The organism is Roseovarius tolerans (genome assembly GCF_900109855.1).
GTDB lineage: Bacteria > Pseudomonadota > Alphaproteobacteria > Rhodobacterales > Rhodobacteraceae > Roseovarius > Roseovarius tolerans.
On sequence record NZ_FOBO01000021.1, the window covers coordinates 41,400 to 54,877 of the forward strand.

The following is a 13,478-nucleotide window of genomic DNA, read 5'->3' on the forward strand; positions in this document are numbered from 1 at the left end:
CCGGGCAGAGGCTATATCGCGGCCATGTCACAGAACCCGCCCAGCCTCCGCCCCGACCTCGCCCCGCGCGCCCGCCTGACCGAGACGCCCCGCCATGGCCAGCCGACCATCGGCATGGTCTCCTTGGGCTGTCCCAAGGCGCTGGTGGACAGCGAGCGCATCCTGACGCGGCTGCGCGCCGAGGGCTATGGCATCTCGCCCGACTATACCGGCGCGGATGCGGTGATCGTGAACACCTGCGGCTTTCTCGACAGCGCCAAGGCCGAAAGCCTGGAGGCCATCGGCGAGGCATTGTCCGAAAATGGCCGGGTGATCGTCACGGGATGCCTGGGGGCCGAGCCCGACTACATCACCGGGGTGCATCCCCGCGTGCTCGCCGTCACCGGGCCGCATCAATACGAACAGGTGCTCGATGCCGTGCATGCCGCCGTGCCGCCCTCGCCCGACCCGTTCATCGACCTGCTGCCCGCCTCGGGCGTCAGCCTGACGCCGCGCCATTACAGCTATCTCAAGATTTCCGAGGGCTGCAATCACAAGTGCAAGTTCTGCATCATCCCCGACATGCGCGGGCGTCTACAGAGCCGCCCCGCGCATGCGGTGATCCGTGAGGCCGAAAAGCTGGTGCAGAGCGGCGTAAAGGAACTCTTGGTCATCAGCCAGGACACCTCCGCCTACGGTGTCGATATCAAACATGCCGAAACGACCGGCCACCGCGCCCATATCACCGATCTGGCGCGCGATCTGGGATCGCTCGGCGCATGGGTCCGGCTGCATTACGTCTATCCCTACCCGCATGTGCGCGATCTCATCCCGCTGATGGCAGAGGGGCTCGTGCTGCCCTATCTCGACATCCCGTTCCAGCACGCGCATCCCGACACGCTCAAACGCATGGCCCGCCCCGCCGCCGCCGCGCGCACCCTCGACGAGATCGCTGCATGGCGGCGCGACTGCCCCGACATCGCCCTGCGCTCCACCTTCATCGTCGGCTATCCCGGCGAGACCGAGGCGGAGTTCCAGACGCTTCTCGACTGGCTCGACGAGGCGCAACTCGACCGGGTCGGCTGCTTTCAATATGAAAACGTCGCCGGCGCCCGCTCCAACGCCCTGCCCGATCACGTCGCCCAAGAGGTCAAACAGGACCGCTGGGACCAGTTCATGGCCAAGGCACAGGCGATCTCCGAGGCGAAACTCGCCGCGAAGGTCGGCCAGCATCTCGACGTCATCATCGACGATATCGACGAGGACGGCATCGCCACCTGCCGCACCAAGGCCGACGCCCCCGAGATCGACGGCAACCTCTTCATCGACGAGAACACAGCCCCCCTCTCGGTCGGCGACATCGTCACCGTCGAGGTGGACGAGGCCGGGGAATATGACCTGTGGGGGCGCATCCCCCGTCATCCTAGGGCTTGACCCGAGGATCTCCGGTCAATCTCGCCCTCCGCCCCCCGCCTTCGCGGGGTTGACTGTAAAAACTCAGAGCGACCGCATCCAGAACTGCAAATCGTGGTCGGTCTCATCCTCGCGGTCGATATCCTTCCAGCGGAACTGCGCCACGGCCCCCTCCACAGGCGCATAGCCACGCTTGCGCCAGAACGCATCAAGCGTGCGGTGGCCCTCGGGGCGCAGAGGGTGGTCCGCCGGGCGCAGCACCCCGCAAAAGGCACAATGCGTCCGGCCCAGCGCCCGCGCATGCGCCTCGCGCGCATCGAAAAACCGATGCCCGATGCCCCGCCCGCGATAGCCGGGCAAGAGCACGCTCTCGGCACAATAGAAGATCTGCTCAAGCGCCAGCCCCGTGCCCGCAAACGCCGCGCCGAAATCATCGGCGTGATCCTCCATCGGGGTGCCGGTCGCAGCCCCGATCAGGCGCTCCCCGTCATAGGCCCCGACAAGGATCGCATCATCGCTGTCGCGGTAGACCTGAAGATAGCGTTCCTCATAGGCCAGATCGCCGTCATAGAGATAGGGAAAGGCGCGGAACACCTCAATCCGCAGCCGCGCCACATCGGGCAAAGCGGCGGACAGCTTATCGCCGGTCAGCCGCTCCACCGCGATCATGCCGAAACCTGACGCGTCCAGTCGGCAAGGTTGTAATAGGTCACGACGCGGGTGATCAGCCCGTTTTCCAGCGAAAAGAACGAACCTGCAGGCAGGCGGTAGGTCTGCCCATTGGCCTGCGGAAGCCCCTCGTCGGTTTCCAGATAGGTGCCGTTGACGATGTATTCGGCCGCCGCCCGGCTGCCGCCCTCGGCGTCGAAGATCACCATATCGGTCAACTCCTCGCGGTAGCAGCGGTTCATGTGATCGCAAAAGGCGCGAAAGGCATCCTTGCCGACCCGCACCTGCCCTTCGTTGACGAAATGCCGGATATCATCGCTCAGGCAGGCCAGCATCGCGGGCGTGTCGCCATGGTTGAAGGAGTTGAAATAGGCGCGCACAGTCTCGTTCATGTGTCCTCCCGGGGTGGGCCCCATCTGTCCTGCAAATGGCCGATGATCTGATCACGGGTCTTGCGATACGCAACCAACCGCGCGCCGCGCTCCTGCGCAAGCCCGGTCGGGTCCATGATTGGCCAATAAACGACATCGAGGTGAAAATAGCGGGTAAGGTCGAGCGCCCGGCGCTGGCTTGCCGGGCTGAGCGCGACGATCAGGTCAAACGACGACAGATCGTCGCCCCATTGCTCCATCTCATCGAAACTGCGCGTGCGGTGGCGTTCCAGTTCGACCCCGATCTCGCGGCAGACGGCAATGGAAAAGCCGTCGATCTCCATGTCGCTCTTGACGCCAGCGGATTGCACATAGGTGCCCGCGCCGTAGAATTTCTTCATGATGCCTTCCGCCATCGGCGAGCGCACCGCGTTGTGATCGCAGCAAAAGAGCACCGATTGCGGCAGCGCCTCGGGCATGGATCAGCCCCCGAAATGCAGCACGCAGATCAGCGTGAAGAGCCGCCGCGCAGTGTCGTTGTCGATCTCCGCCTTGCCCTCCAGCCGTTCGGACAGCACGCGCGCGCCCTCGTTGTGGATGCCGCGCCGGGCCATGTCGATGGTCTCGATCTGGCTGGGCGGCATATTCTTGACCGCGTCGAAATAGCTCTCGCAGATCGCCCAGTAATCCTTGACCACCTGTCGGAACGGGCTGAGCGACAGGTGGAATTCCGTCGCCGGATCGCCGGTTTCGGTTCGGATATCGAACACCAGCCGCTTTTCGCGGATCGACAGGCCGACGCGATAGGGGCCATCGGGGGCCACGCGATCGTCGCGCGCGGGCAGGGCAAAGCTGTTCTCCTCGATGAGATCATACATCGCCACCTTGCGCTCCTGCTCGATCTCGGGCGTGGGGGGCGGCAGGTTGGCGTCATCCAACTCGATATGGCAAATCCGGCTCATGGCAATCACTCGTGCAGCTTTATCCGCCTCGTGCCTAGCGCAGGCGGCGCGCTTGGGCAATCGCCAGCGTGCCGCACGGGCGACGCGGCGCGCCCCCCGTGCCCGATGCGCCACGCCGGAATGGCTCGGGCGGCGATGAAGGCCGAGCGCCGCGACGCGCCGGGCGTGCGGGCTTTACCGCCGGTGACCGTGTTCATTTTGACGGTTGGGATTGGCTTGGAGCGGTCACTGCTGACCCCTAGAAGGTGCCGCGTGATCGCAGGGCCGGGGACTGGCGATGTACCTGCCGTGGCGGGTACTTTATCCCAGCCAAGTCATCCTGAACTCGACACGTTGCGCGTCCTATCATATCGCCAGGCCGCGGGACGGCCCGGCGATCGCGCGGCACCTTCGGTGCGTTTCGCGCGGGTGGTGCGTATGTCCGCCCAAAACCACTATTGGCAAATGTTCACGCAGACGACACCCACCCCCCGTGCCGCGCAACAGCGCGGGCGAACGCCCGAAACCCCAGTCGAAACATCCGCGCGGTGACCGCTCAGACAGGGCGTGGCCGCGCCCGGATCGCAGCCTTCAGGTTGCTTTCGACAAGCGGCGGTCCGCTCAGGATCAGGAAATTGCCACGATTTACGTCACCAGGCGCATAATATTGCCTTGTTCCAATGGCATATTGTCGTCAGATCGGCAATAATGACGCGATGAGGCTAAGCCGACCTTAAGAGTATCCCGTTAAAGCGGGAGAGCAGTAGTATCGGGGCCAACGGATGCTCGAATTCGAGAATGTCAGCAAGTCCTTCTGGACGGGCACACAGCGCAAGGTCATCCTTGACCGTGTGTCCTTTCGGGTGGATTTGGGCCGCAGCCTCGGCATCCTCGCCCCCAACGGCACCGGCAAGACCACCTTGATCAACATGATCGCCGGGCTCGAGAAACCCGACGAAGGGGTGATCCGGCGGGACTGTCGCATCTCGTTTCCACTGGGTTTCATGGGCGGCGTGATCAGCCGCCTCTCGGCGCATGAGAATGCCCGCTATATCGCGCGGCTCTACGGGCTCGATCCCGACTACATCGAATCCTACTGCCGCTGGCTCTGCGGGCTGGGCGAATATTTCGATCAACCCATCGGCACCTATTCCTCGGGCATGCGCGCGCGGTTCAGCTTTGCGCTGATGCTGGCGCTCGATTTCGACATGTATCTCATCGACGAGGGCATGCCCGGCTCCACCGATGTGGAATTCAATCGCAAGGCGGGCGACATCCTGCGCGAACGCCTGCGCACCACCACCATCGTCATCGTGTCGCACGATCCCAAAGTGCTGGAGAAATTCGCCACCTCGGCGGCCGTCCTGATGGGCGGGAAACTCTACATGTTCGACACCTTGGAAGAGGCAAGAGAGCTTTATGACTACGAAACCCAAGGTTAGAAAATTCCGCATCCGGCGCAGCACGCCCAGCGACTCCGCCATGGCGGAGACGGGAAATGCCGCGCGCGCCTATGACGACGCGCCGCCGCCTGAGACCGAACAGGACGAGGCACAGGCGCAGACCGGCGAACTCGCCTCGGCCCGCGAAACCGACACCGCCCAGGGCATCGACGAGATCCGCCGCGAGGGTCTGACCGGGCGGCAACTGCGCATGGCGCGGCGCATGGCCCAGAAACACGGGCTGGCCCCGACCTCCGATTTCGACGCCGTGCGCCTGTTGCGGGCACGCGGCATCGACCCGTTCCAGCGCGCCAATATCCTCGAACTCGTCGCAAACAAGGGCACCGGCACCGCCCAGACCGCGGACGCAACCGATGACGCCAAGGCCGAAACGCGGGTGCAATTGCCGCAAACCGTGCCAGCGGGGCGTCACCCCAACCTGCCCGCGACGGACATCAGCCCCGCCGACCGCCGCGCACGGGAAATCCAGGAAATCCAGCGTGATATAGGGCGGCGACGGCGACGCAAGCTGGCCCTGCTGTTCTCGCGGCTGATGGCCTTTGTCATCCTGCCGACGGTGATCGTGGGCTATTACTACATCGCCGTCGCCACGCCGATGTATGCCACCAAATCCGCCTTTCTGATCCTCTCGGCGGATAGTGGCGGCGGTGGGCGCGGCGGGCTTGGCGGGCTTTTGCCCAGCCAGTTCGCCACCGGGCAGGATGCCATCGCCACGCAGGAATATCTTGAATCAAAGGATGCGATGCTGCGCCTCGACGCCGATGTCGGCTTTCGCGCGCATTTCAGCCAGCCCCATATCGACCCCTTGCAACGGCTCGACCCGGATGCCTCGAACGAGGAGGCCTACAGCCTCTACCGCAAATACGTGAAGCTTGGCTACGACCCGACCGAGGGGGTGATCCGGATGGAGGTCTCGAGCGCCGATCCCGAGGCAAGCGCCGAGTTCTCGGAACACCTCATCGCCTATGCCGAAGAACGGGTCGATGAACTCAGTCAGGAAAAACGGCAGGACGCGGTCAAGACCGCCATCGAAAGCCTGGACCAGGCCAAGGCAGAGCGGCGGACGGCGCAGGAACAACTCGTATCGCTGCAAGAGGGCAGCATCCTCGATCCCGAGGGCGAGATCGCGGGCATCCGCAGCCTCGTCAACACCGTCGAATTGCAGCTCCAGGAAAAAGAGCTCGATCTCAGCATCCAGTTGAACAACGCCCGCCCCAACAGCGCCCGGGTCGCGGCCCTTCGCAGCGAAATCGACGTACTCCGCGCCGAACTGAACCGGCAAAAGGGGCGCCTGACCGAGGCCACGGAAGGCGAAACTTCGCTCGCCTCCAAGACGGCCGCGATCCAGATGGCGCAGGCCGATCTCGCAACCGCCGACATGGTTCTGCAATCCGCCCTCGAAACCAAGCGCCAATCCGAGGTCGAGGCCAACAAGCAGGTCCGCTATCTCACCGTCAGCGTGCGCCCCCTGCCCTCGCAGGATTCCTCCTATCCGCGCGTGTTCGAGAACACGGTCCTGGCCTTCCTGATCTTTTCGGGCATCTACCTGATGATCTCGCTCACCGCCTCGATCCTGCGCGAACAGGTGTCATCGTAACCAGTGGCCACGCGGGCGCTTTACCCCCGCGTGGCTTTTTGCCACAACGCGCGCAGCGACCGGAGACCCCTTGATAAAGAGCCATTGCATGACCACACCCTTGCCGACCGTCACCCCCAACACGTGGGAATTCCTCCGCGACGCGATGATCGTGCCGACGGGCTTTCGCGAATATGACGCGCGCTGGAAATATCCCGATCAGATCAACCTGCCCGGCATCACCGCGCTCGGTCTTGGCCTCGGCACGCAAATCCGCGCACGCGGGATCGCGCCGGTGATCGCGGTCGGCAACGATTACCGCGACTATTCGCTCAGCATCAAGAACGCGCTCATCCTCGGGCTGATGCAGGCCGGGATCACGGTCAAGGATATCGGGCCCTGCCTCTCGCCAATGGCCTATTTCGCGCAGTTTCACCTCGATGTGCCCGCCGTCGCCATGGTCACCGCCTCGCACAATCCGAATGGTTGGACCGGTGTCAAGATGGGGTTTGAACGCCCCCTGACGCATGGCCCCGACGAGATGGCCGAACTGAAGGGGATCGTGCTCGAAGGGCGCGGTCAGCCGCATCCCGGCGGATCTTACGAATTCGTGCCCGGCGTGCGCGAGGCCTATCTCGACGACCTCGCCGGTGACTTCAAGATGAGCCGCAAGCTGCGCGTCGTCTGCGCCACCGGCAACGGCACCGCCTCGGCCTTTGCGCCCGAATTGTTCGAGCGCATCGGGGTCGAGGTGGTCGCCTCGCATAACACGCTCGACTACACCTTTCCGCATTACAACCCGAACCCCGAAGCCATGGAAATGCTGCACGACATGGCCGACACGGTGCGCGCCACCGGGGCCGATTTCGCGCTCGGCTTCGACGGCGACGGTGACCGCTGCGGCGTGGTCGATAACGAGGGCGAAGAGATTTTCGCCGACAAGGTCGGCGTCATAATGGCGCGGGACCTGTCGAAGATTTACCCCAACTCCACCTTCGTGGCGGATGTGAAATCCACCGGGCTCTTTGCCTCCGATCCCGAGTTGATCAGAAACGGCGTGACGGCGGATTACTGGAAGACCGGGCACAGCCACATGAAGCGCCGGGTCAAGGAACTGGGCGCGCTCGCCGGGTTCGAGAAATCGGGGCACTACTTCCTCGCCGAGCCGGTGGGGCGCGGCTACGATTGCGGCATGCGCGTCGCCGTGGAAATCTGCAAGCTGATGGACCGCAATCCCGATATGTCCATGTCGGACCTGCGGCGCGCCCTGCCGATGACCTACGCCACCCCCACCATGTCGCCCTATTGCGCCGACACCGAGAAATACGCTGTGCTGGAGCGCATCGTCGCGCGACTGGTCGCCAAGCACGAGGCGGGCGACACACTCGCGGGCCGCCGCATCAAGGAGGTGGTGACGGTGAACGGCGCGCGCGTCATTCTCGACAATGGCTCATGGGGGCTGGTGCGCGCCTCGTCGAACACACCCAACCTCGTGGTGGTCTGCGAAAGCAGCGACAGCGAGGCCGAGATGCGCGCCATCTTCGCCGATATCGACGCGGTGATCCGCATCGAACCCGAGGTGGGCGACTACGATCAGATGATCTGACGCTCGGTTTCCGGCACGGGGTGATCTGGCGTGGAGCGGTCATCCGATTGAAGCACCCTGCGCGAAACGCGGCCGAAGGCCGCCGCGCATCGCCGGGCCGCCCCGACGGCACGGCGATTTGGCTGCAACCTGCTCTGCGCTCTGATGTTTCTCGGGCTTGGCTGAGATAAAGCGCTGCAAAACTTACGTTGGATCGCCGTACCGCGGCCCGTCGATACGCGGCTCACGACCACGAGAGCTTCAGGCCATCTTTCTCAGCTGAGGCTCCCCGCGCAGTCCCAACACCCCAAGCACTCAAGCCGGCGGTTCCCGCATCAGCCCCGCAAGCACTTCCACCTCCTGCCCCTGCCCCGCCGCCGCCAGCGGATCAGCGGAGCGCAGACGCACATCCTCGGGCTTGTTCTGGCCCAGCTTCCAGGTGCCCGCGATCTCGTCCACCCGCATCTCACAGGGCACGATCTGGCGCATCATCCGCTCCAGCACCTCGGGTGTCATTTTCTCCGCCCGCCATTCCGGCTTGGGCGCCAGCCGCGCCTCGAACTCCGCCGATTGCCGGTCGAGCAGATCGCGCATCCGTTCCTGCGGCTGCAAGCGCACCTGCCCTACCAGATGCACGGCGACATAGTTCCAGGTCGGCACCTGATCCTCGACGCCGTACCAATCAGGCGAGACATAAGACTGCGGCCCCGGCACCGCGAGCCGCGCAGGCAGCGGATCAGACATGAGCCGCGCGATGGGATTGGAGCGCACGAGGTGAAACTCGGCGCGCGTGCCGTCTTCCGACAACAGGAACGGGATATGGCTGATCAGCGGCGCGTCCCCGGTGGCCACCGCCAGCAGGCCAAAGCCCTGTGCGCGCGCAAAGGCGATGTTACGGGCCGTGTCGGCCTGACGAAAGGCAGGATTGGGATGCATCGCGGACGACCCTTCAGACAGCTGTCAGTTGCGTGCCGGTATGGCCCGTCACCGTGGCGGTGACGATCGCGCCCTCGGGACGGTCGCTGTCGAAACGCACTTCGGTGAATTGCTCGGTCCGGCCCATCCGCGGGTTTTCCATCAGCACGGCATGGCGGCACCCCTGCTGTTCGGCCAGATGCGCCGCCACACGCGCCTCACCCGCCGCCCGCAGCCGTGCAGCCCGCGCCTTGATCGCGCGCCCGTCCAACTGCGGCATCTTTGCCGCCGGGGTGCCAGGGCGCGGCGAGTAAGGAAACACATGCAGCCAGGTCAGGTGACACTCCTCCACCAGCCGCAGCGAGTTCTCGAACGCCGCCTCGGTCTCGGTCGGGAAACCGGCGATGATATCGGCACCGAATGTCATCTCGGGCCGCAGGCGCCGCGCCTCTTCCGCAAAGCGGATCGCATCGTCGCGCAGATGTCGCCGCTTCATCCGCTTGAGGATAAGGTCGTCGCCATGCTGCAGGCTCAGATGCAGATGCGGCATCAGGCGCGGTTCGGTCGCGATGGCCTGCATCAGATTGTCATCCACCTCGATCGAGTCGATCGACGAAATCCGCAGGCGCGGCAAATCCGGCACCAGCTTCAGGATGCGCATCACCAGATCGCCGAGTTTCGGCTGCGACGGCAGGTCCGCCCCCCAGCTTGTCAGGTCCACACCGGTCAGCACCACCTCGTTATAGCCCGCCCCCACCAGCCGCTTGATCTGATCGACCACGACACCCGCCGGAACGCTGCGCGAATTGCCCCGACCGTAAGGGATGATGCAGAAGGTGCAGCGATGATCACACCCGTTCTGCACCTGAACATAGGCGCGCGACCGGGTGCCGAAACCGTCGATCAGGTGACCCGCCGTCTCTGTCACCGACATGATGTCGTTGACCTGCACGCGCTCCGCGTCTCCGATGAAATCGGCGGCAAGACCGGCCCATGTGTCGCCCTGCATCTTCTCGGTATTGCCGATCACGGCATCGACCTCTTCCATCGCGGCAAAGGTCTCGGGCTCGGTCTGCGCCGCGCAGCCGGTCACGATCAGGCGCGCGCCCGGATGCGCGCGACGCAACCGGCGAATTTCCTGCCGCGCCTTGCGCACGGCCTCAGAGGTGACGGCGCAGGTGTTGACCACGATGGCATTCTCCAGCCCCGCCTGCCCGGCGAGATCCTTCATCGCCTCGGTCTCATAGGCGTTCAGCCGACAGCCCAGCGTGGTGAATCGCGGCGCGTCGCTCATTGGACCCTCGCCAGAAACTCCGGCGTCAGCACGCCGCTCGCGACATGCGCCGTCTCGCCGGTCATCCACACGCCATCCTCGCGCCAATCGACATCGAGCGTGCCGCCATCGAGGCTGATCCGCACATGCCGCCCGGTCAGCCCGCGCCGCGCGGCGGCCACGGCCACGGCGCAGGACGACGACCCCGACGCCAGCGTCACGCCCACGCCCCGCTCCCACACCCGCATGCGCAGATGATCGGCACCGATCACACTCGCCACCTGCACATTGGTGCGCTCAGGGTATAGCGGGTGATGCTCGTAGCGCGGCCCGAACCGGTCGAGTGGCACAGCACAGGCATCCTCGACGAAAAACGTGCAATGCGGGTTGCCCATGCCGGTGGCGGCGGGGCCGCCCTCTATGGGCAGTTCCAGCGTCTCCATCGCCTCGGCCAGCGGAATTTCGTCCCAGCCGAGCTGCGGCTGCCCCATATTGACCGAGGTCAGACCACCCCCCGCATCGACCGCCTGCAACACCCCGCGCGCAGTGCTCAGCGTCAGCGCGGTCTTGCCGGTCTCCGCCATCAGGTGGCGCGCGATGCAGCGCGTGGCATTGCCGCAGGCCGCCGAAGTCGAGCCATCGGCATTGTAAAAGGTCAGATGCGCGTCGCCCTCGCCCGTCCCGATCACCGCAAGCTGATCGAATCCGATGCCGCGATGCCGGTCCGCGATCGCCGCGACCAGCGCCGCAGAAAGCGCGATATCCCCTGCGCGCGCATCGAGCACGACAAAGTCGTTGCCCAACCCGTGCATCTTCATGAAAGCCAGCCCTGTTTCGCGCATATCGGTCATGCCCGGGCATATAAACCCGCGCGCGGGATGAATCCATACGATCCTTCGAACAAGCGTCACTTTCGGGGTTGACCCCCCGCCCCGCTCTTTCTAGATACCGCCCCTAGTGGGCCGTTAGCTCAGTTGGTAGAGCAACTGACTTTTAATCAGTGGGTCGCAGGTTCGAATCCTGCACGGCTCACCACTGCATAAAGTGCTGATAATAAAAGATATTATCGGTTAAAAACTCCTAAAAAGCGCTGATTAAAACACCATCTCCATACCGTTTTTTTCTACAGTATTTGCTACAAACGCAATCAAACGGCGCGATAGTCCAAGGTATTTGAGCCTGCTGTGGTCAATGCGTGCAGTGATTTCTTGCGCAGTGACCGTTCGGTGTTGGCGCTCTGGCACCTGGCCGACCAAAACCAGACCCGCGATCGCTCTGCGGCGAATGTCCATAACGAGCCCATTTTGCCTGTTGCTGCGGGCTGCACGAATGTCAGCTTCTCAAGTTCCAGTCCATGATAGAGAGAAGCTAAAATGGCCGTTCGGCTGAGGTGCTCAGACCTTACCTCGAACATGGTATCCTGGAGTTGGACAACAACACTGCAGAACACGCTATGCGATCCGTCGCAATTGGGCGCTAAAACTACTTGTTCGTCGGATCACAGACCGGTGGTCGCGCAGCCGCCATCGCCTACACCCTGATCGAAACCGCCAAACTGAATGGCGTCGATCACCAAGCCTGGCTGGCCGATAAACTCGCACGCATCCCGGACTACAAGATCAACCGCGTCGATGACCTGCGGCCGTTGAAAACAGCGCCGTAGACCAGTCAGACCGGACGATTACGATTGAAAGCTGGTTACAGCTTGTTGACCGGCAGCTACTTCATCGCCACCGGCCACCTGATTTTTTCGCGCGCGGGGCCCCAAAGGTGAATTCAGCGCCAATATTCAGCACCATGTCAGATTCTGTGAAATTCAGCTGTTTCGGGTCTGAGAACTCGATACTGGCGGTAAAGGAAGACTGCGAGCTTGGGGCGAACCGAACGCCCAGTTGAGCGCGATCTTGCGATCTGTCTTTGGCATCCACGATGCCATAGCCGCTCATCAGGGCGAAGGTGTCGGTTATATCGAAAGCCCCGCTTAGGCCCAAGTTGTTGCTGCTGGGACGCGGGAGCGCTGGAACACCGGGAGACTTGGCATCCACACCTGCACCCAAATTCGGGCGGCGACGCTCATGGTCTGACGCGCCGGGAATGCTGGTAGGGAGCGGCACAGGTTCGTCCAGCGGGGCAGCATCCGCCAGATCCTCCATGCTGTACATCAAGGGTATCGCTGTGGCTTGGTCGAACTGCGCCTCTTCAAGATCAAGGGCTTCATCTGCCGCGCCTGCGGGAAATGCAATGATTATGGCCGCAAGCAAACTTGCGCACCCGGAAAGGATTTTCATGCTTTTCTGCCTCACAATATTTTATAGCCCGGCACTATTTTCCGCACCGTGGTAAAGTCAGTCTAGCAAAACACTGTGTGATGAATACCTTGAGGTCGCATAGTCCGGATACGCGAGTTCAGCCGGGTCAATTATGCAACATCCCCTTGCCGCGCTAAAACTTGTTGGCCGGCAGTTTCATCATCATGTTGCCGCGATCAATCGGCGCGCCGAACAACCCGTTGGCAAGCTGACAATCACCACCAATGCCTCAAACTCAGAACGTCCGTATTCAGAGCCATATGCCGGTTTCGTCCGAGCGTACCCGAAAGTGCAACTGACGCTTCATTAGCGCAACCACAGCGAAAGCTCATTTAGTCCCGCTCACCTGACCTTGCCCCATACCGCGCTCAAGGTCCGGCTCTGGTCACAAATGCATGATGTTTGGCCTAATATTGCGTGACGCCGCCCGCTGATAGGATCCGAAATCTGCGCTGCGTCGCGTCAAATCCGTGTGATTTTCCACATAGGGCAAGGCCCCCAAACACGCAGGATTTCGCCTGCCGCACAGCATCGGGCGATTGAATTTTCAGACAAGGGCGCGGCGCGGTGGTATGTTACGTGACTGATCGCTTGCCTCCCATGCGGGCTGCCTGGGACCGGAGTATCCATGTGTGAAAGGCCCATTTATGCTGTCTATGCATGCGATGCCCGAGGCCTTCAGCGTCGCGGAATGCGACGCGATCGTGGCCGCCATATCCCAAGCCCCCACAGATCCGGCGCTGCTGGTCGGGCGAAACCGTGACCACAACATGCGCAGTGCCGATCTGGTGTGGACCGACGAGGTTGATGGGCTGGGCTGGGTGATGGACCGGCTGATTGATCTGGTGCGGGTGGCGAACCGCGATCATTTTGGTTTCGATCTGACCGCAAAGGCTTATCCCTTTTGTTCCGGCGGGACTACATGTTGAGGCGACAGAGTTCTTGATTGTGGATTGAGGCACGGATTAGATCCGTTTGCAGCGT

At 63.0% G+C, this 13,478-nt stretch carries 14 protein-coding genes, 1 tRNA gene and 1 pseudogene; 7 read left to right on the forward strand and 9 right to left on the reverse strand.

Annotated features, from left to right (window positions below; all coding sequences use genetic code 11):
- Positions 1 to 24 precede the first annotated feature (24 nt).
- Positions 25 to 1,413 carry a 30S ribosomal protein S12 methylthiotransferase RimO gene (gene rimO / locus BMX04_RS16640; protein WP_074788005.1) on the forward strand — a complete coding sequence of 463 codons (1,389 nt, stop codon included), beginning with the start codon at positions 25 to 27 and terminating at the stop codon, positions 1,411 to 1,413.
- A 63-nt stretch (positions 1,414 to 1,476) separates the two neighbouring features.
- Here rimO and BMX04_RS16645 read toward each other — a convergent pair whose 3' ends face one another.
- From BMX04_RS16645 to BMX04_RS16660, 4 genes are read right to left on the reverse strand one after another with little or no spacing between them, the layout of a single operon-like run.
- Positions 1,477 to 2,061, reverse strand: coding sequence for a GNAT family N-acetyltransferase (locus BMX04_RS16645; protein WP_074788006.1), 585 nt, complete (start codon positions 2,059 to 2,061; stop codon positions 1,477 to 1,479).
- Entirely contained in the window at positions 2,058 to 2,453 is a 396-nt protein-coding gene (locus BMX04_RS16650; protein ID WP_074788007.1) for a ketosteroid isomerase-related protein, read from the reverse strand. The genes BMX04_RS16645 and BMX04_RS16650 overlap by 4 nt, the downstream gene beginning before the upstream one ends.
- On the reverse strand, positions 2,450 to 2,911 hold the full coding sequence (locus tag BMX04_RS16655) for an arsenate-mycothiol transferase ArsC (RefSeq protein ID WP_050663408.1): 462 nt from the start codon (positions 2,909 to 2,911) through the stop codon (positions 2,450 to 2,452). The genes BMX04_RS16650 and BMX04_RS16655 overlap by 4 nt, the downstream gene beginning before the upstream one ends.
- A gap of 3 nt (positions 2,912 to 2,914) precedes the next feature.
- Complete coding sequence (locus BMX04_RS16660) at positions 2,915 to 3,394, reverse strand: UPF0262 family protein (RefSeq protein WP_074788008.1); 480 nt, start codon at positions 3,392 to 3,394, stop codon at positions 2,915 to 2,917.
- Positions 3,395 to 4,155: 761 nt separating this feature from the next.
- Here BMX04_RS16660 and BMX04_RS16665 point away from each other — a divergent pair.
- The 3 genes from BMX04_RS16665 (at position 4,156) to BMX04_RS16675 (ending at position 8,018) form a co-directional block, all read left to right on the forward strand.
- Positions 4,156 to 4,815: an ABC transporter ATP-binding protein gene (locus BMX04_RS16665; protein ID WP_050663410.1), complete on the forward strand. Its 660-nt coding sequence runs from the start codon at positions 4,156 to 4,158 to the stop codon at positions 4,813 to 4,815.
- Entirely contained in the window at positions 4,793 to 6,433 is a 1,641-nt protein-coding gene (locus BMX04_RS16670) for a KpsE/RkpR family capsule polysaccharide export protein (protein ID WP_074788009.1), read from the forward strand. Before BMX04_RS16665 ends, BMX04_RS16670 begins: the two co-directional genes overlap by 23 nt.
- Positions 6,434 to 6,521: 88 nt before the next feature.
- Positions 6,522 to 8,018 (forward strand): phosphomannomutase/phosphoglucomutase, encoded by a 1,497-nt coding sequence (locus tag BMX04_RS16675; RefSeq protein ID WP_074788010.1) that lies wholly within the window; start codon positions 6,522 to 6,524, stop codon positions 8,016 to 8,018.
- A 294-nt stretch (positions 8,019 to 8,312) separates the two neighbouring features.
- Here BMX04_RS16675 and BMX04_RS16680 read toward each other — a convergent pair whose 3' ends face one another.
- Genes BMX04_RS16680 through dapF form a run of 3 tightly spaced genes read right to left on the reverse strand, consistent with a single transcriptional unit; the run spans position 8,313 to position 11,036 of the window.
- Complete coding sequence (locus BMX04_RS16680) at positions 8,313 to 8,933, reverse strand: FMN-binding negative transcriptional regulator (RefSeq protein ID WP_074788011.1); 621 nt, start codon at positions 8,931 to 8,933, stop codon at positions 8,313 to 8,315.
- A 13-nt stretch (positions 8,934 to 8,946) separates the two neighbouring features.
- A complete protein-coding gene (mtaB, locus tag BMX04_RS16685) occupies positions 8,947 to 10,206 on the reverse strand; it encodes a tRNA (N(6)-L-threonylcarbamoyladenosine(37)-C(2))-methylthiotransferase MtaB (protein ID WP_074788012.1) in 1,260 nt (419 codons plus the stop codon).
- Positions 10,203 to 11,036 carry a diaminopimelate epimerase gene (gene dapF, locus BMX04_RS16690; RefSeq protein WP_074788013.1) on the reverse strand — a complete coding sequence of 278 codons (834 nt, stop codon included), beginning with the start codon at positions 11,034 to 11,036 and terminating at the stop codon, positions 10,203 to 10,205. The genes mtaB and dapF overlap by 4 nt, the downstream gene beginning before the upstream one ends.
- A 108-nt stretch (positions 11,037 to 11,144) precedes the next feature.
- Between dapF and BMX04_RS16695 the strand changes: the two genes are divergently transcribed.
- Positions 11,145 to 11,220: transfer RNA gene (locus BMX04_RS16695), tRNA-Lys, on the forward strand.
- Between the two features lie 59 nt (positions 11,221 to 11,279).
- Here BMX04_RS16695 and BMX04_RS16700 read toward each other — a convergent pair.
- A complete protein-coding gene (locus BMX04_RS16700; protein ID WP_074788014.1) occupies positions 11,280 to 11,477 on the reverse strand; it encodes a hypothetical protein in 198 nt (65 codons plus the stop codon).
- Positions 11,478 to 11,578: 101 nt separating this feature from the next.
- On the opposite strand from BMX04_RS16700, the pseudogene BMX04_RS16705 reads away from it, so the two are divergent.
- Positions 11,579 to 11,848, forward strand: a pseudogene (locus BMX04_RS16705) (transposase domain-containing protein); the annotation flags it as partial.
- Between the two features lie 61 nt (positions 11,849 to 11,909).
- Here the strand turns inward: BMX04_RS16705 and BMX04_RS16710 are convergent.
- Positions 11,910 to 12,473: a hypothetical protein gene (locus BMX04_RS16710; protein WP_074788015.1), complete on the reverse strand. Its 564-nt coding sequence runs from the start codon at positions 12,471 to 12,473 to the stop codon at positions 11,910 to 11,912.
- 668 nt (positions 12,474 to 13,141) lie between these two features.
- Between BMX04_RS16710 and BMX04_RS16715 the strand changes: the two genes are divergently transcribed.
- Positions 13,142 to 13,423, forward strand: a complete 282-nt coding sequence (locus BMX04_RS16715) for a hypothetical protein (RefSeq protein WP_175477397.1) — start codon at positions 13,142 to 13,144, stop codon at positions 13,421 to 13,423.
- Positions 13,424 to 13,478 lie beyond the last annotated feature (55 nt).